24 protein-coding genes and 1 tRNA gene are annotated in these 19,899 nt (G+C 69.1%); 12 read left to right on the top strand and 13 right to left on the bottom strand.

The features are described from left to right. Positions 1–33 precede the first annotated feature (33 nt). A complete protein-coding gene (locus tag RMN56_RS19545; RefSeq protein WP_313718911.1) occupies positions 34–684 on the top strand; it encodes a hypothetical protein in 651 nt (216 codons plus the stop codon). 37 nt (positions 685–721) lie between these two features. On the opposite strand, the gene RMN56_RS19540 is transcribed toward RMN56_RS19545, so the two are convergent. Beyond that, entirely contained in the window at positions 722–1,678 is a 957-nt protein-coding gene (locus RMN56_RS19540; protein WP_313718910.1) for a helix-turn-helix transcriptional regulator, read from the bottom strand. Positions 1,679–1,735: 57 nt separating this feature from the next. On the opposite strand from RMN56_RS19540, the gene RMN56_RS19535 reads away from it, so the two are divergent. Continuing rightward, positions 1,736–2,479, top strand: coding sequence for an alpha/beta fold hydrolase (locus RMN56_RS19535; protein ID WP_313718908.1), 744 nt, complete (start codon positions 1,736–1,738; stop codon positions 2,477–2,479). Between the two features lie 143 nt (positions 2,480–2,622). Here RMN56_RS19535 and RMN56_RS19530 read toward each other — a convergent pair whose 3' ends face one another. After that, complete coding sequence (locus tag RMN56_RS19530; RefSeq protein ID WP_313718907.1) at positions 2,623–3,507, bottom strand: aminoglycoside phosphotransferase family protein; 885 nt, start codon at positions 3,505–3,507, stop codon at positions 2,623–2,625. Positions 3,508–5,156: 1,649 nt separating this feature from the next. Between RMN56_RS19530 and RMN56_RS19525 the strand changes: the two genes are divergently transcribed. From RMN56_RS19525 to RMN56_RS19515, 3 genes are read left to right on the top strand one after another with little or no spacing between them, the layout of a single operon-like run. Beyond that, positions 5,157–5,534: a hypothetical protein gene (locus RMN56_RS19525; protein WP_313718906.1), complete on the top strand. Its 378-nt coding sequence runs from the start codon at positions 5,157–5,159 to the stop codon at positions 5,532–5,534. After that, the gene (locus RMN56_RS19520; RefSeq protein ID WP_313718905.1) at positions 5,531–6,634 is read left to right on the top strand and encodes a WXG100 family type VII secretion target; all 1,104 of its coding nucleotides are present in this window, start codon (positions 5,531–5,533) and stop codon (positions 6,632–6,634) included. The genes RMN56_RS19525 and RMN56_RS19520 overlap by 4 nt, the downstream gene beginning before the upstream one ends. Beyond that, a complete protein-coding gene (locus RMN56_RS19515; RefSeq protein ID WP_313718904.1) occupies positions 6,631–6,939 on the top strand; it encodes a hypothetical protein in 309 nt (102 codons plus the stop codon). Before RMN56_RS19520 ends, RMN56_RS19515 begins: the two co-directional genes overlap by 4 nt. A gap of 142 nt (positions 6,940–7,081) precedes the next feature. On the opposite strand, the gene RMN56_RS19510 is transcribed toward RMN56_RS19515, so the two are convergent. Next, positions 7,082–7,354, bottom strand: coding sequence for a restriction endonuclease (locus RMN56_RS19510; RefSeq protein ID WP_313724797.1), 273 nt, complete (start codon positions 7,352–7,354; stop codon positions 7,082–7,084). Between the two features lie 34 nt (positions 7,355–7,388). Then, entirely contained in the window at positions 7,389–7,808 is a 420-nt protein-coding gene (locus RMN56_RS19505) for an SMI1/KNR4 family protein (protein ID WP_313718903.1), read from the bottom strand. Positions 7,809–8,099: 291 nt separating this feature from the next. Between RMN56_RS19505 and RMN56_RS19500 the strand changes: the two genes are divergently transcribed. Together RMN56_RS19500 and RMN56_RS19495 are read left to right on the top strand one after the other, a co-directional pair. After that, positions 8,100–8,861, top strand: a complete 762-nt coding sequence (locus RMN56_RS19500) for a hypothetical protein (protein ID WP_313718902.1) — start codon at positions 8,100–8,102, stop codon at positions 8,859–8,861. A 157-nt stretch (positions 8,862–9,018) separates the two neighbouring features. Next, a complete protein-coding gene (locus tag RMN56_RS19495; RefSeq protein ID WP_313718901.1) occupies positions 9,019–9,234 on the top strand; it encodes a hypothetical protein in 216 nt (71 codons plus the stop codon). Positions 9,235–9,524: 290 nt separating this feature from the next. Here the strand turns inward: RMN56_RS19495 and RMN56_RS19490 are convergent, their stop codons facing one another. Continuing rightward, positions 9,525–9,953: a hypothetical protein gene (locus RMN56_RS19490; RefSeq protein WP_313718900.1), complete on the bottom strand. Its 429-nt coding sequence runs from the start codon at positions 9,951–9,953 to the stop codon at positions 9,525–9,527. Positions 9,954–10,327: 374 nt separating this feature from the next. Beyond that, entirely contained in the window at positions 10,328–10,585 is a 258-nt protein-coding gene (locus RMN56_RS19485; protein ID WP_313718899.1) for a DUF6221 family protein, read from the bottom strand. A gap of 318 nt (positions 10,586–10,903) precedes the next feature. On the opposite strand from RMN56_RS19485, the gene RMN56_RS19480 reads away from it, so the two are divergent. Together RMN56_RS19480 and RMN56_RS19475 are read left to right on the top strand one after the other, a co-directional pair. Then, positions 10,904–11,368 (top strand): hypothetical protein, encoded by a 465-nt coding sequence (locus RMN56_RS19480; RefSeq protein WP_313718898.1) that lies wholly within the window; start codon positions 10,904–10,906, stop codon positions 11,366–11,368. A gap of 226 nt (positions 11,369–11,594) precedes the next feature. Continuing rightward, a complete protein-coding gene (locus RMN56_RS19475) occupies positions 11,595–12,599 on the top strand; it encodes a tetratricopeptide repeat protein (RefSeq protein WP_313718896.1) in 1,005 nt (334 codons plus the stop codon). Between the two features lie 240 nt (positions 12,600–12,839). Here the strand turns inward: RMN56_RS19475 and RMN56_RS19470 are convergent, their stop codons facing one another. Further along, positions 12,840–13,304 carry a hypothetical protein gene (locus RMN56_RS19470; protein ID WP_313718894.1) on the bottom strand — a complete coding sequence of 155 codons (465 nt, stop codon included), beginning with the start codon at positions 13,302–13,304 and terminating at the stop codon, positions 12,840–12,842. 247 nt (positions 13,305–13,551) lie between these two features. Between RMN56_RS19470 and RMN56_RS19465 the strand changes: the two genes are divergently transcribed. Together RMN56_RS19465 and RMN56_RS19460 are read left to right on the top strand one after the other, a co-directional pair. Beyond that, the gene (locus RMN56_RS19465) at positions 13,552–14,013 is read left to right on the top strand and encodes a hypothetical protein (protein WP_313718893.1); all 462 of its coding nucleotides are present in this window, start codon (positions 13,552–13,554) and stop codon (positions 14,011–14,013) included. A 146-nt stretch (positions 14,014–14,159) separates the two neighbouring features. Continuing rightward, entirely contained in the window at positions 14,160–14,492 is a 333-nt protein-coding gene (locus RMN56_RS19460) for a zinc finger domain-containing protein (protein ID WP_313718892.1), read from the top strand. Between the two features lie 61 nt (positions 14,493–14,553). Here RMN56_RS19460 and RMN56_RS19455 read toward each other — a convergent pair whose 3' ends face one another. Next, positions 14,554–14,796: a hypothetical protein gene (locus RMN56_RS19455; RefSeq protein ID WP_313718891.1), complete on the bottom strand. Its 243-nt coding sequence runs from the start codon at positions 14,794–14,796 to the stop codon at positions 14,554–14,556. A 40-nt stretch (positions 14,797–14,836) separates the two neighbouring features. Between RMN56_RS19455 and RMN56_RS19450 the strand changes: the two genes are divergently transcribed. Then, positions 14,837–15,376, top strand: a complete 540-nt coding sequence (locus tag RMN56_RS19450) for a tyrosine-type recombinase/integrase (protein ID WP_313718890.1) — start codon at positions 14,837–14,839, stop codon at positions 15,374–15,376. Positions 15,377–15,474: 98 nt separating this feature from the next. Here the strand turns inward: RMN56_RS19450 and RMN56_RS19445 are convergent. From RMN56_RS19445 to RMN56_RS19425, 5 genes are all read right to left on the bottom strand, one after another. Further along, positions 15,475–15,549 (bottom strand) — tRNA-Val (locus RMN56_RS19445). Positions 15,550–15,629: 80 nt separating this feature from the next. Then, positions 15,630–16,097 (bottom strand): peroxiredoxin, encoded by a 468-nt coding sequence (locus RMN56_RS19440; RefSeq protein WP_091269137.1) that lies wholly within the window; start codon positions 16,095–16,097, stop codon positions 15,630–15,632. A 78-nt stretch (positions 16,098–16,175) separates the two neighbouring features. Beyond that, on the bottom strand, positions 16,176–16,613 hold the full coding sequence (locus RMN56_RS19435) for a DUF3052 domain-containing protein (protein ID WP_262282225.1): 438 nt from the start codon (positions 16,611–16,613) through the stop codon (positions 16,176–16,178). A 111-nt stretch (positions 16,614–16,724) separates the two neighbouring features. Continuing rightward, complete coding sequence (locus tag RMN56_RS19430) at positions 16,725–19,379, bottom strand: thiamine pyrophosphate-dependent enzyme (protein ID WP_313718889.1); 2,655 nt, start codon at positions 19,377–19,379, stop codon at positions 16,725–16,727. A 51-nt stretch (positions 19,380–19,430) separates the two neighbouring features. Next, positions 19,431–19,892, bottom strand: coding sequence for a MarR family winged helix-turn-helix transcriptional regulator (locus RMN56_RS19425; RefSeq protein WP_313718888.1), 462 nt, complete (start codon positions 19,890–19,892; stop codon positions 19,431–19,433). Positions 19,893–19,899: the final 7 nt, after the last annotated feature.

Here is a 19,899-nt window from a genome sequence, read left to right as displayed (position 1 = left end):
GGATGGTCGAAGGGTGCTGGAGTGGATCAACGGTTGGGCGGACGCAGGTGGCCGGTGCTGGTCCGTACCGTCCAACTCGGCTGCCACCGGTACCGGGTCGTGCGGCCGGCGAGGACGCCGAGGTTCGCCAGCCTCTACGAGGGCCCTCTCGGCGCCCAGTTCTGCCTCGACAAGGAGACAGCGGTGCTGTTCGCCAAGGCGTGGGGCCTGGCCGCCCGGTCGCCGCACACGATCGTCCACCTCCCGCTGCGCCGCGCGGAACTGCCCACCCACGTCTGGGGACGCCCGCTCGACCTGGTGCTGCTGCACCACCGTCTCGCGTTCCCGCCGTCACGGTGGAAGCAGGTGCGTTCCCGGCTGGGCACCGGCAGGCCGCACACCGTCGTCCTACCCGGTGACGCGTGGCCAGCCCCGTCGAGGGCCGACCACAGGCGGTTCCGGTATCGGGAGTTCCGCGATCATCTCCGCTGGGACATCGCCGCCGACACGTTGCTGCTCACCGGTAGCCGCGAGGCGTTCGAGCGGGAAGCCGACCAGGTCCGTGCCCTGGCCGAGGAGTGTCCGGCTCACCGTGCCCGGACACCGGGTACGCACTGCTGCGCGGAGATCGGCATGGGTCGACCCCGCCACCACCCCGATCAACGCCGGCCGCACGCCCAACTGCACGCCGAATACTCGCGGTAGTACCGGAGGCGGACGGCGGCTGGGGCCGGACTGCTGCTCATCTGCCGGCGTCGGTGCGCAGTCGGGCGGCCAGGGCGCGTATCTCGTCCTTGAGTTCGTCCGGCCGGTCGATCGTGAACGGCCAGCCGAGCCCGGCGAGCATCTGCGCCGCGCCGTCGAGCCGTTCGACCCGGGCCGTGAGGCGCACCCCGTCGGGCACCTCGGTGAGCGTGCCGACCGACGGCGGGATCCGGCGCTGCGCCTGCGCCAGGCTGGTGTGCAGCACCACGGAGATGTCGTGCGCGTACGGCACGGCGGCCAGACCGGCCAGCACCTGCGTGGTGGGGTCGAAGCTGGCCGGGATGTCGAACCTGCCCGGCACGGGGCGGGCCGCCCCGATCCGGTCGAGCCGGAACGTTCGCACGGCCCCGCGGTGGTGGTCGTGACCGGTGACGTACCACCGGCCAGCATGGAAGACCAGCCCGTACGGGTCGAGTCGGCGCTCGCCGGACCGGCCGTGCCAGGTGGTGTAGGCGATGCTCACCGCTTGCTGATGGCGGGCCGCCTCAGCGAGCACCAGCAGCACCTCGATGTCGGGCGAGGCGGGCTGACGGACCTGCGCGGTGAAGTCCACGGTGGCCAGCAGCGAGTCGATCCGCCGGGCGAGGACGGCCGGCAGTACCCGGCGGATCTTCGCGGTCGCGCTCTCGGTGGCCGCGCCGCCGGCGGTGGCCAGCCCGGCCCGGTTGGCGGCGACCAGACCGAGCATGACAGCGACCGCCTCCTCATCGGTGAGCATGAGCGGCGGCAGCTTGTAGCCGGGTGCGAGCCGGTACCCGCCGTAGCGACCGCGCCGGGCCTCGACCGGCATGCCGAGGTCGGCGAGGTGCGCGGCGTAGCGGCGGACCGTGCGCTCGTCGACGCCGAGCCGACCCGCCAGGTCGGCGAGGGTGAAGCCGCCACCGGCTTGGAGGATCTCCAGCAGCGCCAGTACACGCGCGGTGGGCCGGGCCAACAGTCTCGCTCCTAATCCGGGCGGAATCTGTCCGGTATTGATCGTAGCGTCTCGTACATGACGACATTCGTACTGGTTCCGGGGTTCTGGCTGGGCGCGTGGGCCTGGCGCCCGGTCACCACCGCGCTGCGTGAGCTCGGCCACGAGGTGTACCCGCTGAGCCTGACCGGCCTGGGCGAGCGCGCCCACCTCGCCCGCCCGGACATCGACCTCGACGTCCACGTCACGGACGTCGTGAACCTGTTCCGCTACGAGGACCTGCGCGACGTGGTCCTCGTCGGGCACAGCTACGCCGGCGCGGTCGTGACCACCGCCGCCGCCGACCGCATGACCGACCGCGTCGCCCAGCTGGTCTTCGTCGACACCGGCCCGCTGCCCGACGGGGTGGCGAACGACGAGTTCAGCCCACCGCAGGAACGTGAACGCAACGCGGCGATGGTCGCCGAACACGGCGACGGCTGGCGGTTGCCGCCCCCACCGTGGGCCGAACTAGCGGCGGGAGCGGCAGACGTCGACGAGTCGGTCGTCGCACTGCTCGACGAGCGGTCGGTGGCCCAACCGTGGCCGACCGCCACCACCCCGGTGCGGCTCACCGGGGCGTGGGAGAAGCTGCCCCGCCTCGGCGTGCTGTCCAGCTTCACCGCCGAGCAGGTACGCCAGACGGCCGCCACCGTGCCGCTGTGCCGGCACATGGCCGGCGACTCGTGGCGGTACGAGGAACTGCCGGCGTGGCACTGGCCCATGCTCAGCCGACCGGCCGAGCTGGCCCGGATCCTGCACGAGGCCAGACCGACGACATGACCTGCGGCGCCCGGGTGACCGCGCACCGAGGTCACCCGGGGCGCCGACGCCCAACCCTCGCCTGCGTCACACGGTTGGGGCGGGCGCCTCCGCGGTGGCACGGGCAGGGTCACTTCGCGGAGCATGGCCAGCAGCCCGGGAAATCAGTCGTGGCGGTGACGCATGATGTGGTCGATGTAGCGGATCGTGTCCTCGCGGTCGTCCTCGCTGATCGAATCCCACAGGTCCGCCAGCCAGTAGAGCGAGCCCGACAGCATCCAGCCCCACCCGCGCACCCAGGTCGCCTCGTCGAACCCGAGCGCCTCCCGGTAGGCGGCCCGCGCGCGGGCATCGAACAGGCTCCAACCCGGCCGCACCTCGACCGCCGGATCGCCGCGGCCGAGACCACCGAAGTCGATCACCCCGGTGAGCCTGCCCCGGTCGACCAGCAGGTTGCCTTCCAGGAGATCACCGTGCAGCCATACCGGCGGTCCGGGCCACTCGTCCGCCTCCATCGCCTCGTCCCACGCCGCGGTCACCGCCCGCCCGTCGATCCGGTCGCCCAGCGCCGCGATCGACCGGCGGGTCAGCTCGTCCCGCTGCACCAGGGGTACGCCGCGCTGAATCCCCTCCTTGACCGGCCCGCCCATCGGGTCGATCGCGATCATCGCGCGCACGAAGCCGGCGAGGTCGACCGCGAGGTCGACGAGGTCCTGCCCGGCTTCCGGATTACGCCCGTCCAGCCACGGGACGACCGTCCACGGCCACGGATAGTCCCCGCCCGGGCGCCCGACCGCGACCGGCACCGGTATCGGCACCGGAAGATGTGGCGCCAGCCGCGGCAGCCAGGTCGCGTCGGTGGCCACCTGGTCGACCGCCCACTGCGCCCGCGGCAGCCGTGCCGTCAGGGAATCACCCAGCCGGAACAGCGCGTTGTCGGTGCCGTTCAACGGCTGCGGAACGATCGGCAGGTCCGACCATTCGGGGAACTGCTCGTCGATCAGGGCGCGTACCTGCTCGGTGGCGACGACGATCTCTCCAGGGCGCATCGGCGCGAACGTAGAACCCGCTCGATGATCCCGTCAATCGAATTCGGACCACGCCGGATCGACCGCGCCGGGTGGTTCTGGCTGGTGGTGTGGTGCTGGGCGGGGCAGGTTTCGAACCTGCGACCCCCTCGCTTGTAAGGCGCTTTCGGCAAAGGTCACGACGTCCGCTGACGTCCAACGGGTTCGGCGTAGAGCCGACAGCAGTCCACGCTCGTCCAGCCTCAGCCGCCACCGTTGATGTCAGCCACAGATGTCAAGCCCAGCCCCTCAGGTCCCCGAAAACGGTCCCGGGCCTCCCGGATGACTGCTGGCCCAACCGACGCCCCCGGGCGGTTGCTTCCACTCCGAAGCACGCCTCTTCGACAGGCCAGGCCATCGTTTACGCGCGGCCTGCCGACTGGCGCCTACCGCTGCGCCGAGCTCGGGATAGCCGGCACCGTACTGCACCGCTTCCTCGGCACTGGCGGACACGAGGTCAGCGAGAAGGTGACGCATCTGCTCACCTGCCGCCATCCGCGCGAGGTGGGTCCGCATCCGCTCCGCGGAGCTTGGCTCCTGGGCAGCGCCGCCCCGGACATCCACATCAGAGTTGTGCAGCCGCTGCGCCCAGTCCGCGGCAACAGCACCCAGTTCCCGCCGTAGTTCCTGTCGCTCGTCCGACGTCAGCTCCCGCATGATCGGCTCCCTCATCAGTGGCCTCCGACTCCAGAGTCCGCTCGACAACCACGGTTGTCAACCGTCGTGGGCAGGCCAGAATCCGGCGGGCGGTGGCGAGGGGGCAGGACGGTGTCGCCGCTGATCGCATGCCGCCCTTACCTCGACGTGGCCTACCCATGACGAATTGGTTCCGTACCTCTGTTCCAGCAGGTGCTCCTGCTGGTCGGCCGGCCAGCCGCGTCCCTGATCGTCCGCTCATGCTCGCTGACTTGGCTGCTCCGTTGAGTGCTCGGCCGACGCCGCTCACAGCTGGTGCTCTTCGTCCCCTTCGCAGCACCCCAGGCACGCTTTCCAAGTCTGCTCGCTCCCGTACGCGGTCGACCGGGTCGGTTCGCTACCAAGGCGAGCTCGACCAGTCGTTCGTCTACGGTCGCCCCGCACGGTTACGAACTCGACGACAAGTGAGACGAAGGCCGGAGGGGTGGCGTCTGCGGCCCCGGCCGAGTGGTTCACGGGGCTGCGCCGATTGGTCCAGGCACCGCGACCCGACCATGTCAGACCGCTTCGCTAACCTTCGCTGCCGATCAACGACGAGGCATCCAACACCGCAGTAAAGCGGCCTCCCTGGTCTGCTTGGGGGTGGTTCGGGAACCAAACCAGGCCTAACCAGCGTCCAGGCTTCGTTGAGGGGCAAGGTGTGGCCTGCCAGCGTTGATCAGGCATAACCCGAGGGGTCGGGCGGCGAGCGAGTCGGTCCGCCGCTCGATCCCGAGCTTCTAAGGCGTTTTCGACAAGAGGCGCGGTGTCCACCGGCGGCCACTGAATCCGGGTCAGAGGCGAATTCCGTCCGAACCTGTCCGACCACGGCCGCCATCGTTGATGTCAGCCGCTGATGTCAAGACGCCCTCTCCTGGCGCTCTCTGGCGCCGCTGCCCTCCCGAGCGACGTACGGGGACAGCCTCGACGGATCGATGGTTGCTATCGTCGCTCGCATGGTGGCAGGGAGTAACAAGGGCCGGCGGAAGCCTCGTAAGCCGACGTCCCCTGAGGAGCGAGCGCAAGCCGAGCGGGACATTCGGGGGGCTGTCGCCGACCTGCAGGTCACCGCGTACGCCAACCTGCGAAACGCGATCGCCAACGTCGCGATCTTCTTCGGCTTCGTCGGCGTCTTCGCCATGGTCATCGACGCGGCAGACGGACTGCGGCTGACCCCGATGCTCGTTCTCGTGCTCGCCGGGCTGGCCGGGGCCGCCTACTACCCGGCTCGCCACCGGCACGAGCTCGCGGTCAGGCTGCTGTTGGCATCGAGCGCGCTCGTAGTGATCGGGCTGGCCGGCCTGGTCCTTTTCGCCACGGTGCTCGAACCGTGAGCTTCAACGTCGAACCTGCGGCGCTGGTCAACTACGCCCGGCAGTTGGATCGCGCGAGTGGCGACGCAACCGCGGTCTCGGGTTACATCGGTAACCACACCAAGGAGGCCACCGGGGGCGAACTGATCGCCATCGCCGCCGACGGTCACCGGCACGCCACCACCGTCATCTCGGAGACCATGAAGCGGCTGACAACACTGCTCGACGCCTCCGGGCCGGAGTTGACTGCTGCCGCCGCCTACTACCGGAAGACCGACCTCAGGGCAGCATCTGACCTGGATCGCACCCTCCCAGGTGCCGTCCCCTGTCAGCCTCCGACAGCGCTGGAGGAGGAACTCAGGACCCTCGCCTGTCCCCCACCGCCCTTCGTCGACCTGCGCGATGTATCCGGCAGTCTCACCCCGCCATTGGAGCCGAACTCACCCCCGAACGCCCTCGGTTGGATGGACTACATCAGCCCCACGTCCTGGGCCATGAAGGGCTTCGACGCGGTCTTCGGCTTCGACCCGATCTCCTGGCTGCAAGAACGCCTGTTCGGCAACTGGGAAGCCCTCGCCACCATGCAACCCGTCCTCACCAACGCCGGCAACGCCCTGCACGACCTGGCCCTCAACGTCCAGACCGGCGCCACGACGCTGCACCAGATGTGGCACGGACAGGCAGGAGACGCCGCCCACAGCTACTTCACGCAGCTGTCCGGTGCCACCGCCGCCCTGCGGGGACCGCTCAACGACATCGGCAACGAATACCAGGTCATGGCCGACTCCGTCTGGTCCATCGGCGAATCGATCGGCGGCATCATCAAGGGCCTCATCGACGCGGCCATCATCGCCGGTATCTCCGCCGCCGCCGGAACCATCACCGCGGCCACCGGCGTCGGTGCGGTCGTCGGCTACGGCGTAGCCGCCGTGGAGGTCGCCAACATGCTCCGGCTTTGGGGCCAAGCCACACAGCTCTACCAACACGCCAACGCCGCCGTCCTCGCGTTCCGGTCCGCTCTGACGCACCGGCTCGGCGACCTCGAATCCGTCAGGCTCCCCGCGCTACCCGGCACCAACGGCTACGACCACCCCCTCGTCACGGCCGGAGCCACCCGATGAGCGACATCGCCGACATCGCCAACGACGATCCCCGACGCATAAAGGCACTGCGCGGCAGCCTCGACCGGCTTGCCAACAGCCAACAACCTGAACTCCGCGAAATGGCCCGGGCCGTTCTGAACGGCGACATCACCCTCAGGACGGCCGGCCTCACCAGTGCATACGGTCCCGCGCTCAGCGACGCCTTCGGCAGCTTCTGGACCTATTACCGCCAACTCGACCCTGAAGAACGCCAGCAGCTCGAAGCCACCGCTTACGTCGACGACCAAGACGTCGAACACCGCGCGGGCAACGCCCGACCTTGACGACCCGAACCCATCGACGTCTCGCTTACAAGCTCTGTGCGGCGAGGCCGCTCGCGTCCGCGGGTGGTGCCCAGCATCGGGCAGCCTGCGGTGGTCGGGCCGACTCAGCCGCCGTCGTCCGGGGCTGCTGCTGTCGTCGCTGCTACGCGATATCTGTCTGCTCCCAGTCGGGTGGCAGCTTGGGCAGGCTTATCAGTGCGTCTAGGCCGAGATGTTCCAGGAGCATGTGCTTGAGGTGTCGGCCCTCGGTGATCTCGATCCTGCCGTTGCGGGCGGCGAAGTCGCGGCTTGCCTTGCCGACCCAGGAGGTCGTCACGAGTACGCCCTTGGCGGCGTGCTTGTCCTCCATCACCCCGGCTAATGCATGGACCGCCTCAAGGCCGACGGTCTTGCTGTAGCGCTTCGCTTGGACGATGCAGAGTCCATGGCGCTGACCTATAAGAGAAGCTTCAGGTCTTCAACGTGCCGGCATGCCAGCCGCGCCAGAAGTCGGCGAGGTTGGTCGCGAGCGGATAAGCCACGGCGTCGATCGGATCCCAGATGAACACGTGGCCGCTGCCGCTTGTGGAAATGCAGAACGGGGAGCCAGTCCCATCGTCACCGAAGCCGAGCAACTGCCGCCGGCCTGCCCCTTCCTGGGCCCACGCGTCCTGGTTGCGCTTGACCACCTCATCCAGAGGCCAACACACGAACCATTGGCCGGTCTTGTCGAACACGCCATCGGTCGCGAGATAGAGAGCTCGCAGGTCGGCCGGAAGATCGACGCCCAGTAGCGCCTCGACCTGCGAGACGGCAGCGACGGAAGACGGCGGCCTCAGCACGTAGGCGTCGTCGCTCAGCAGCAGATGCCGCCAGCCGCCGGGGTTCACAGCGTCACGATGCCACAGCGACCAACGACAGACGGATCGGGTTGCTCATGAGCGAATAGCACCTTGCCCATGACTTACCATCGGTCCGAAGCACCAGACCTACTCGATCACGACCGGACGTCAAGCAACCTCCGACGCCGTTTCGTCAACCATCATGCGAGACCAGGCATCGCCGGCAGCCGGTCGTGCCCCGTCACGGGACATGCATGACATTCGCGTTCCACCAAATGCTTGACATGATCGGCCCAGTTTGTTGGAAGAGTCGGTGGTCCGGCACCCGTACTGTGGGGCGTGTCTGCATTCCAAGCAGCTGTGGTCCGGCAGCGCCGGACCGTCCTCGCCATCGCTCTGGCCGTCTCTGTCGGCTATCCCCTAGTGCCGTGGTTCGCTGGCTCGGGCCACAAGATCGTTGACGTGTTGGTTTTCGGGCTCCTAGTTGGCTTTTTGATCCTGTTGGCGCTGTTGGGTTATGCCTTGCCGGATGAGCGGCCTGCAGTCTTCGTCGTACGGCCGGAGGTCTCGTCCTTCAACACGCCGCCCAGCTTCATTGCCGTTTGGGGCGCCGTTGTTCTGGCGTTGGCAGCCTCCGCGCAGATCAGCTCTGGGGTCCGACCGATCTGGGCACACAACCTGCGGCCCCTCGACGCCGTCCTGCCGGTCCTGGTCTCCGCGCTGGCAGGTAGGCAGATGGTCTTAGCCTGGTGCGGGTTCCTTGTTCACCTGCGGCCTGAGGGCCTGTGGTGGCGCACACTGGCCGGGTCAGTGCGGGTGCCATGGGAGGCATTGGCCCCCGGCTACCCGCAACGGCCGGCCCTGTACGCCGACACTCTGACCCTCACCTACGCCCGACCCGACCTGGTACGTCGTCGCGGCCTCGTGCTGCGCCCGCGACGGCTACCGATCAAGACCGTCGACGCCTGGTTCATCAGCGACGCGATCTGGTACTACCTCGCACATCCCGAACACCGGGCAGCGATCGGAGCCGAGGCCGAATACCGCCGCCTGCTAGACGTGCTGAGGGACAAACCCGCCAACCCAGCCCCCCACGCCTGAAGCTGACGGCATCTCCTAGGTCCACTGTCAACCCTGTGGTGGGACGGATTCGTAATGCATGTGGTGGGACTAGACAAGCGGCAGCCGGCCGGCTCGTACGCATGTTCGATTAGATTGTTGCCGGTGAAGGTACGGGGACGCTGGTGGAACGGGCCGCATGGCCCGGCGCGACACCTGGCTGCTCTCCGACGGCCGGCTGTGGCGAGTACGGGGCCGGCTCGGCGGTGACGGAGGTCGGGAAGTCTCGTACGACTTCCCGGACGAACCCGCCGCCCGCTCGATGGTCGACCGGATGATGAAGACCTCGGCTGGCACCTGGCGGGATCTCACGGAGGCGATCCAGCAGGAGTCCAACCGCCGGCGGGCTCACTAGCCACCGGTTGCGGCCGACAGAGCTCAACGGCAGGCGTCTGCTGATGTCACCGCCCCGGGGAGTGATCTTCTCGGGGCGGTTTCCACCGGTGAATGGTGGTGGGCGCGGCAGGTTTCGAACCTGCGACCCCTCGCTTGTAAGTTCTGGGCGCTCCGTCCGGGCCGGTCCGCGTCTGTCTCTGAGCTCGGGCGGCAATCCGCGGCCGTCCAGCCGCACCCATCCCCGTCTGTCCCCGTTGCTGTCGCCGTTGCTGTCGACAGCACCAGGACAACTGCTCAGGAGCAGAGGTGTCAGGGAAGGCTCTCTTCCTGGCTGGCCTCCAACCGGTCTGCTCGACGGTGAAGTTCCGCAGCTATGGTGTCCCAGTCGGGACCGAAGGCATGTAGGTCGTTGGCCGCCACACGCAACAGCTCGACATCCTCCGGCCGTTGGAGGCAGGCCAGCCGGAATGCGAGGTTTCGCGCCCAGACCGGAAGACCTATCCAGTCCTCCTCCAGCATCACCTCCAGCATCGCCACGATCTCGTCAGCCGATGCGAAGGTCACCACCTCGACATACGCACTGGCAACTCTCTCGCTGTACCTCCGACCAGCGAGCAGCCGGGCCAACTCAAGCAGCGACATGCACTCCGGTGCGAAGGGTTCGACGTCAGAGGACTCCTCGGGACGCTTCGTAGTACCCCTATCCAGCAACGCCCGCAGCCAACGCGTCGTCTTCACAACTTAGAAGCTAACTGCTCCCACCTGACGAACCGGGCACGGCACAAACACCCGGCGACGGTTCGACGCAGGTGAGTTGAAGCGGAACTTGGGCTGCCACTTCCGTGACCTGGGGTGACCTGGTCAGCGCCCTGGTCACGCTTACTCCTGGGCTCGCGTCGTTGATGGCTGGTTGCCGACGTTTCACAGTGTCTTGTGCCCCGTTTGTGCCCCGGCAGACTCATTGGCCCCCCCGGCAACCAACAGAACTCGGTGACCTGTACTACCAGGAGGGCCTAGCTGCGGCAACCGTCGTCGGCGTCCGTAGACGTTCTCCCCGGCTCGTAGCCGTCGTCACTCAGATAGTCGCCCATGGCTGCCTGCTTGCTGAGCAGCTAGGGACGCCACTCGTCGCGGTAGTCGGGGTGCTCGTCGTACGACTGTGCAAGCACCCGTAGCGCGTACGTGAGACCAGTGACGCGCTCGTCAGTCCGGTCCATCGCCTCGTACTCCCGTGCCAGCATGTCGACCAGGTCGAGCATCGGCAGTTGGCTGTCGGGGAGAGCTGCGCCCCCGAAGCGGTGGGCCACCTCCGCGTAGGCATGGCAGTCCGCCTCATAACGGGCATGAAGGAATCTGAGGAGATCATCCATCCGCCGATTCTCGCCGCCTGAGGGCCCCGAACACGGCTCGGTCGCTGCTATCTGTCTGCCGCCGAGCCCCACCGCCAGTTTGGAAGGTGCCTTGATTTCGAGGTAGGCCCTTGCTTCCGTGCTGGTGGTCAGGCTGGTCTCGACTGGCCAGGCAAGGAAGGCGGCGCGAAAGTTCCCCTTGCTGCCCCTTGTTAACCGGCCTACCGGGCACGCAGTGGGCACGAAGGCGACCGACTCCTTGACCCCCAGGCAACGAACACGCCTCGCTGAACAGGATCGTTGTAAGCAGCTAGCTGCTGCAATCCTCCAAGACCATCCATGGAAGTTCCGTCGCCGGTCACGGCCAGCGTCACCCAGTTAGTCGAGCGGATCGACAAGCGCCACAGGTGGCCGCACCTGTACTCCTACGGTGACGTCGAGTTCGTCGTATGCCGCTGCCGGATCATCACCTCGGTGACGGTTCAGACCTGGCGAGGGACGGTCGAGCTGCCGAGCCAAGCACAGTCTGACGAGGTCATCGCCCTGCCCGCACAACTGACCTTCGCTCAGGTGGCCGACGCCCTGGCCGCCGCGGACTGCCGGTGGGAACGGCTCAAGCCGATCGAGGGACAGTGCGGGCTGCGCACCCTGCCTGAACGCGTCGACTTCACCTTCGCCACCGATGACGGACCCGATCCCGTGCTGCACGATGCAGGCACCTGGGCCCACGAACACGACTGCATGCCAGCGGCAGCTGTCGACGCTGCCTTCGCCGACGACTTCCCTCCCGAGCAGGCCGACTGACCACCGCTTCAGGTGTGGCGGTCCTTCGCCACTTCTCTAGGCCGATCGTCAAGCATCTGGTGGGACGGATCTGCCAAGCATGTGGTGGGACAAGACACGCCGGCAGCCGGCCGTCCTGCGCCGGTTGATGGTTGACACCGCGACCTCGGGTTGTCGCTTGGCATGATCGCCGGAGTCGCGCCGCGCGTGACGCTTGGCGGATGAACGATCGACAGGTGGTGTGTGCATGAGTTCGGGACGAGTCATCGGTCTTGAGGCCGCCGTTGCCGCCACCCTGCGGGAGTTCGGCGCGGAGCATCCGCAGACGCTCGAGGCACGGGTACGCCTTGCTCTCGGGTATCGGGAAGACGAGCGCGACGAGGATGCCCTGATTGAGTTGGAGGAGGTTGTGGTCGTCCGGGACCATGTGCTCGGTCCCGACCACCCGGACACACTGTCCGCGCGGCACGAGCTCGCGTTGACCTACTTCCACGTCGGCATCGGCAATGGCGACGCACCGCTGCCCGATGCGATCGGCGCCATGAAGCGGGTCGCAGAGGGCCGAGCCCGAGTCCTCGGGACAGCTCATCCAGACACCCTGGCTTCTTGGGCGAGCCTCACCTTCCTCTACGACCGGGGGCGACAGCGCGACGAGATCCCTGCGTTGCGGCAGCGGATTGCCCTCGGCTGGGAGCAAATCGTGGCCGAGCGAGAGCAGTGGCTCGGCCCTGACGAACCCGACACGCAGTTCGCCCGGATCCGGCTCGCCGCTGCATGGGAAGACGTCGGACGAAAGCAGGACCGGGTCACCCTGCTGGAGAGGGTCATCGCGTCGTGGGGACGGCTTGCGGCCGAACGGGAACGGCAGCTCGGCCCGATGCATCCCGACACCGTCTACGCCCGCGAGCGCCACGCCTACTGCCACCGGTGGGTAGGCCGCACCGACGACGAGGTGTCCCTACTCGAGCAGATCGCGGCCGACCATCAGCGCCTGCTGGGCCCGACCCATCCCCGCACGCTCCACGCCCAGGTCCAGCTCGCCGCCCGATACTCCGAGGGCGGCCACGACGTAGCGCAGTCCATCGCCCTAGGCGAGCGCATCATCGGCGACGTCCGCGCACTGCTCGGCGCCGAACACGACGACCTGCGCAGGTTGCGAGGGACGCTGATAGTGGGCTACGCGATGACCGGGCGCTCGAACGATGCCCTTGCCCTCGCCGCCCGCTACCCAATGTCCGACGATCCGCCGTAAGCGGGCCGGGGTAGCGGCCTAGCTTGACCGCTTCAGCCTGGATCCGTTGGATAACGACAGTCGCGATCATGTAAAGCACCGTGCGACGCCGTTCCGTCAACCATCATGCGAGACCAGGCACCGCCGGCAGCCGGCTGTCCGGTCTCGGGACCTGCGTGACACGGCGGTATCAGGACCTGCGTGACACTCCGCCGAGCATTGGTGGAGATGAGCGTGACGGAACCGCCGTACCCGATGGTTTCAGTCGTAGAAGAGCTGTTCAAGATCCTCGATCGAGCCTGGCCCGGTCAGGAAGCCCTCGGCCTTGGCGATCGCGTCCTCCGGTGGCGGCCCGCCCCCTCTGAGGAGCTGCTTCATCCATACCTCGCCCTGCTCGCCGATCGCGTAGATGCCGGAGAGTAGCTCGGCCATGCCCGCAGGCTGCGGCGGGCTCTGCCCGACGACGGGTTGGAGTTCCCATCCACCAGCTCGGGCAGCCAACCGGATCACCCCCGCCCAGTTGGCGATCCGCCCGATACGCACGTGCCACAGGTCCTCGGTAAACGGGGCCAGCCGCCCACCATGCAGCGCGTTGGTGGCGGCCCTGATGTCCTTCATCACCTGCCGTTCCACTGCATCGCGGACCCAGCGCCCCTCCTGCGCTTCTTCAATGGCGGCGGAGAGCCACTCCCAAGCGCCGTCGACTCGATCCGCAAACGCATCCACGCATACAGGTTGCCATCCGGGACGTTGTCGGCCCTCGGACGTTCTCAGGCGCAGGAGCAGCAACCATGCGACTTTGGGGCTACCGCGAGGCAATACAAGATCCTCTAGCCAGACGTGTCACCCACGTCCTGAGACTGATCTGTCACGCAGGTCCTGAGACCCGACACCGCCGGCAGCCGGCCGTGTCCTGTCACGGCACATGCTTGACGGTGGCATCCCACCAGATGGTTGCCATGATCCGATAACCGTGACCGCCGGAGCGGACCAGGAGCGTGGCGTGGATCGCTTAAACCTGAGGAGCCGGGATGAGCTCCTGGTTGCCGCTGGCCTCTCCGTCATCGGTACCGATCCCGGCTGGCTGGATCCCAAACGCGCCTGGCAGACGGTGGCTCGCGCCGGGGCGCAACCAGACGTCGTGATCGATGACAGCCGGGACGGATACCTGGACGAGGTGAACCAGGCCTGGCTGCACCTGGCGCAGTCAGTTGGCGTCATCAGCGCAGACCGAACGTTCCTCGTCAGCGTCGCCGGTCCCGGAGCGTTCGCGCTGCCGTGGGCACTCGTCCGCCTGCAAGACGATCCCCGGATGGCTCAGCACTTGATCATCTATCCGGGCGAGCCCGAGTTCGTAACTATCGGGACCGAAACGCACGCACTCTGCGGGGTCACCACGGAGGAGGACGGGATCTGGTTGCTGTCCTCGTCCTAGGCCAACCGTCAAGCATGTCCTGGGACGGATTCGTCAAGCATGTGCTGGGACTAGACACGCCGGCAGCCGGCCGTCCGACTCCGGTCGGGCCGTACCTGGAAGGGGCGGACGAGGTTTGGCTGATCCGAGGGTGGGGAGCCGGGGGCGTGGGTTCCGTCGACATACACCGGGAAAAGGCCATCGCGGAGTTCTGGGAAGGGATGCGGGACGTGGCCGCTGCTGCCACGCGGTACAGGGACGACAACCTGTTCAAGGCGCTGCGCAAGATCGGCAGGGCGGTCGTCCTCCGCGGTGTCCAGATCCCCGGCGGCGGGCTGTTCGTCCCATGCCCAATTTGCAAATCCGTGCCCGGTCAGAGCTGCATCAACGTGCCCAGGCACCCGCTGGACGGCGAACTTCACCCAGAGCGGGTAGAGCTGGCCGAGAAGGCGATCGCTGGAGAAGTGCAGATCCCGGAACACGAAATGCCGACTCCCTGAACACGAGGCTCACGGCGGGCGCGGCTTCTTGGCCCAGTGACTGACGGGACGGCGAGCCGGCTTACGGCTTCGTGTGCGTGCCGTTCGGGGCAGGATCTTCGCCGGCCACGATGAAGTCTTCGCACGTGAGGAAGTGGTCGTTGAAGCGGCCGGTGAGAAAGCCCAGCAGCGCCACGGCGGCGACGATCGCCACCACGGTGAGTTGGAGGCGGTGGCCGGGCAGCGTGAAGTAACTGGGCGCGAGCAACCGGACGACGATGGTCGCGACGACCGGCACCACGGCGATGGTCACGACGGCCAGCACACGGTCAACGGTTGCTATGGCCTGGCCGTGGGGGTGCGGTATGACGAGTCGTGCCAGTTGGAACAACACCGGGGGTAGGAAGAACAGCGCGGTCCGACTGCACCTGGTCCCGGCCCTCGGCACGAAGCGCCTCGACGGCCTCCAGGTCCAACATGTCAAGGCGTTCATGGACGAGTTCCGTCGCAAGTGCCTCTGCTGCACGGCTGGCCTCGACAAGAACCGTCGATCCGATCGGCAGTGCTGCTCCGTCGGCCGCTGCTGTGAGCGCTACCCGAGCACTCGGCAGATCCAGTTCGTGCACGCAGTGCTGCGCAACGCGCTCCAGCACGCCATGCGTGAGGAGCTGGTGTCCCGCAACGTCGCCAAGCTGGTGCGCGTCCCCTCCCCCCGCTACCGGATCGGTAAGGGCCTGTCCGTTGACCAGGTCCGCAGGCTCCTCGCCGCAGCCGAGGGACACCGTCTCTACCCGCTCTACGTCGTTGCGGCAACGCTGGGACTCCGGCGAGGCGAACTCCTTGGGCTGCGCTGGTCTGACCTGGACTTAAACAACGGCACCGCCGCCATCAGTCAGACCGTGTAGCGGGCCGGCGGGAAGCTCCGTCTGCAAGACACCAAGACCGAGGACTCAGACAGCGTTCTTCCGCTGCCCGACCGGACGCGGTTTCCGCTGGTGAATGGTGGTGGGCGCGGCAGGTTTCGAACCTGCGACCCCTCGCTTGTAAGGCGAGTGCTCTCCCACTGAGCTACGCGCCCGGAACGCCCGTACGGCGGGCCGGAGCGGCAAGCTTACCTGCCGGCCTCCGGCCCGGTCGAACGACGGGCCCGGGGTGGGATCAGGCGGCGACGGCCTCGGCGAGGGCCTTGCGCCAGCCCTGCTGGTCCCGCGCCTCGCCCGGCATGTTCATCTCGGCGAACCGGACCACGCCGGCCTTGTCGATGACGAAGGTGCCCCGGTTGGCGATGCCCGCGACGTCGTTGAAGACGCCGTACGCCTGGGCGACCGCGCCGTGCGGCCAGAAGTCGGCCAGCAGCGGGAACTGGTAGCCCTCCCGGTCGGCCCAGATCTTGTGGGCGTAGACGGAGTCGACGCTGACCGTCAGCACCTGGACGTCGTCGTTGACGTACTCGTTGAGGTTGTCCCGCACCTCGCACAGCTCGCCCTGGCAGATGCCGGTGAAGGCGAGCGGGTAGAAGACCAGCAGGACGGTGCGCCGGCCGCGGAAATCGGCGAGCCGGACCTCCTGGTTGTTCTGGTCCTTGAGCACGAAGTCCGGCGCCTCGGCGCCAACCTCGATGGGCATGGGAACTCCTTGGATCGGGTCTGGAGATGATCAGCCTGCCACACCCGGCGACACCGGCCGCCGGGTGCCGAGCCCGGCCTACTTCTTGCTCTTCGACCCACGCCGGAGCACGAGGCGGGCGCCGCTCCAGTCGCGGCCCGCGTTGACCGTGGAGGTCTGCTGGAGGCCGGCGGTCTGCGCGCTCTCCGCGACCTCGCTCGGCTCGACGTGGCCGTCCCGGCCGGCCTTGGGCGTCAGGAGCCAGACCACACCGTTGTCGGCCAGCGGTCCGAGGGCGTCGACGAGGAGCTCGAAGAGGTCGCCGTCGCCGTCGCGGTACCAGACGAGAACCGAGTCGACCACCTCGTCGGTGTCCTCGTCGACCAGATCTCCACAGCGGTCGGTCAGGGCGTCCCGGAGATCCTGGTCGACGTCGTCGTCGTACCCCATCTCCATGACGACCATCCCCGGCTCGATCCCGAACCGGTCCGCCAGGCTGCGTACCCCGTCGGCGGCCTGACCAGCGGTCGCGCTCACTGTCGCGTGCCTCCTCATCTCGTCCCTGCTCGTGGCGTCGTCCGACGCCGTCGCGCCAAGTCCACACAGTTGTGGCTCCCCGCGCAAGTGGCGCACCGGGTGGAACGGAATTTACCGTGCCAGCAGCGTGCGGGCACCCTCGGTAATGGCATCCTCGGAGACCAGGACCTGACGAGCCGCCGGACCTAATGGTACAAACGAGTCAAGTCCGGCCACTCGGCGCGCCGTGCCGACGTACCCGCCGTCCACCAGCGCGGCGATCACGCCCTCGCCCACCCCGCCCGAGCGGCGGGTCTCGTCCACGACCAGCACCCGGCCGGTGGCCGCGGCCTCCCGGATGATGTCCGCCACCGGCAGCGGCGCCAGCCAGCGCAGGTCCACCACCCGGCTGCCGACCCCCTCGTCGGCCAGGGTGGCCGCCGCCCGCAGCGACATCCGGACCCCGTTACCGAAGGTGATGATGGTGAGGTCCTCGGCCGAGCCGACCCCGTACACCCGGGCGCGGCCGATCGGCACGTGGCGGGCCGCCCAGGCGCCGGGCTCGGCGTACTCCGCCAGCCACTCACCGTCGCCCTCGGTGTAGAGGTCGCGGGTGTGGTAAAGCGCGATCGGCTCCAGGAAGACGCTGACGGCGCCGTCCACCGCGGCGGCGGCCAGGCAGGTACGCAGCATCGGCGCGGCGTCGTCCGGGCGGGCCGGCACCGCGACGACCAGCCCCGGCACGTCGCGGAGCACGGCCACCGAGTTGTCGTTGTGGAAGTGCCCGCCGAACCCCTCCTGGTACGCCAGGCCGGCCACGCGCACCACCATGGGGTTGCGGAACGCCCCCCGGGAGAAGAACCGCATGGTCGCCGCCTCGCCCCGGAGCTGGTCCTCGGCGTTGTGCAGGTACGCCAGGTACTGGATCTCCGGCACCGGCAGCATCCCGGCCACCCCCGCACCCAGCGCGAGCCCGAGGATCGAGGTCTCGTCGAGCAGGGTGTCGAACACCCGCGCCGCCCCGAACCGGTCCCGCAGCCCCTTGGTCACCCCGTACACCCCGCCCTTGGCGGCCACGTCCTCGCCGAAGACGGCCACCCCGGGGTGGTCGAGCATCCCGTCGGCCAGGGCCGCGTTGATGCTCTGCGCCAGGGTGAGCGGCCCGGCCAGCTCCGGCAGCTTGCCGCCGAACGCCTCGGCCCGGGCACCGGCGTCCGGGCCGGCCGCCCGGGTCGCCGCGTCGGCGACCGCCCGGGAGATGCGGACGGGCCGGCGCGGGGCCAGCTCGGCCACCACGTCGACCGGGGAGGTCAGCTTCGGCTCGTCCAGCACCTCCTCGGCGAGCCGGCGGATCTGCCAGCCGCGCTCGTCGTACCGGGCCAGCAGTTCCTCGCCGGAGGCGCAGCCGGCCTCGACCAGCCGCCGGGCGGTGGCCAGCAGCGGGTCCCGCGCCAGGTCCGCCGCGATCTCGGCCGGGCTCCGGTACGCGGTCTCGGCGTCCGCCCCGGCGTGCCCCATGAGCCGCACGGTGGTCAGGTGCAGCACGGCCGGCCGCCGGTGCCGGCGCACCCAGGCCGCCGCCTCCCCCGCCACCCGGTACGCCTCGGCCACGTCGGTGCCGTCCGCCGAGAAGTAGCGGGTCCCCGGCCTGGCCCGCAGGGTCGCGGCCACCCAGCCCTGCGGTGAGCGCACGCTGATGCCGAGCCCGTTGTCCTCGCAGACGAACAGGACCGGGATGCGCAGCCCGGTGTGGTCGTACCAGCCGGCGGTGTTGAACGCCGCCGTCGCGGTGGCGTGGTTGACCGAGGCGTCGCCGAACGAGCAGACCACGATGGCGTCCGGCGGCCAGGTCACGGCGTCGGGTTCCCCGTCGGCCCGCCGGCCGCCCCGGCGCAGCCGTTCCAGGGCCAGGCCCAGGCCGACGGCCCGGGGCAGGTGCGAGGCGATGGTGGAGGTGGTCGGGATGACCGCGAGGTCGGCCCGGCCGAAGACCTTGTGCCGGCCCCCGGCGATCGGTTCGGCGGCGGAGGCGACCATCCCGCGCAGCACGTCGCGGGCCGCCTCCGCGTAGGCGTCGTCGGGCTCGGGCAGGGGCACTTCCGGTACGCCGGCGATCGCGGCGCCGTCCGTGTCGACGGCCACCCCCGCCCCGGTGGGCAGGCTCGCCGCCCCGTCGTCGGCCGCCGGCGAGCCACCGGACGGGCCCGCCCCGTCACCAGCCGCTTCGGCCCCGCCGTACGGGCTCGTGGCGCCGGCCCGCGCGGACTCGCCGGGCGTCACCGGGGCGTCCGGTGCGGCCGCCTCCGGCGGCCCGTCCGGCGCGCCGGAATCCGCGTCCGCGTCGCCGTCGCCGGGGGTGCGCGGGTCGGGGATCCGCGCCGCCGCCCCGGTCGGCTCCGGCACGTCGGCGTCCGGCACCTCCGCGCCGACGGGGAAGCGGCCCGCCGCCTGGGCGGCACGCAGGCAGTAGAAGGCCCCGGAGCGGTAGTGGAGCAGGGCGGGGTCGGTCGGCCGCAGCGCGGCGGCCACGGCCGCGTTGCCCTCGTGGCCGGCGGAGCCGATCGTGTAGTACCCCTCGCCGAAGCTGCGCAGCCAGCGCCCGGCCAGGTCGAGCAGCCGGCTGGTCAGCTGGGCGTCGAACAGGGCCAGCGCCTGCGCCCCGGTCAGCGACCCGCCGCCGGGCAGCGGTTCACCCAGGTCACGCCGCTGGGCGGGGGCACCGAGCGCGGTCAGCGCCGCCCGGAACCGGTCGTCGAGATCTTGCGGGGTGGTCACGTCGGACAGCATTACCGACCGGAGGGCACCTCGCCCAGTCGGACACGTTCCGCCCGGCTGCGGTCAGGCCTCCGCGCACTGCTCCGGGCAGCCACCGTCGGAGACCTTCCAGACCAGCTCACGCAGGGTGGCCAGCTCTGCCGTGGTGAGCCCGCCGAGGAGTCGGGAGTCGGACATCACGCGCCGGACCCGGTCCCGGACCCGCCGGCCCTCCGCGGTCACCACCAGCGTCTTCTGCCGCCGGTCGGCCGGGTCGACCCGCCGCTCCACCAGGCCCGCCTGCTCCAGCTTGTCGACCAGCCCGGTGACGTTGGAGCGGTCGCAGCCCAACTGCGCGGCGAGGTCCCGGGCGGGCAGCGGGCGGTCGGGGTCCAGCTCGTCCAGGGCGCGGGCGGCGGCCGGGGTGAGCCCGAGCGCGGCGATCTCCACGTTCTGGTAGTGGCGCATGGCCGAGGCGATGTGCATGATCCGGCGCACGGCGTCCCCGGCCAGGCCGGAGCGGTCGGGGACGGTGGACTGCGCCATGTCCCAC

This window comes from Micromonospora halotolerans, from assembly GCF_032108445.1.
GTDB lineage: Bacteria > Actinomycetota > Actinomycetes > Mycobacteriales > Micromonosporaceae > Micromonospora > Micromonospora halotolerans.
This window is presented reverse-complemented; position numbering and strand designations above follow the sequence as displayed.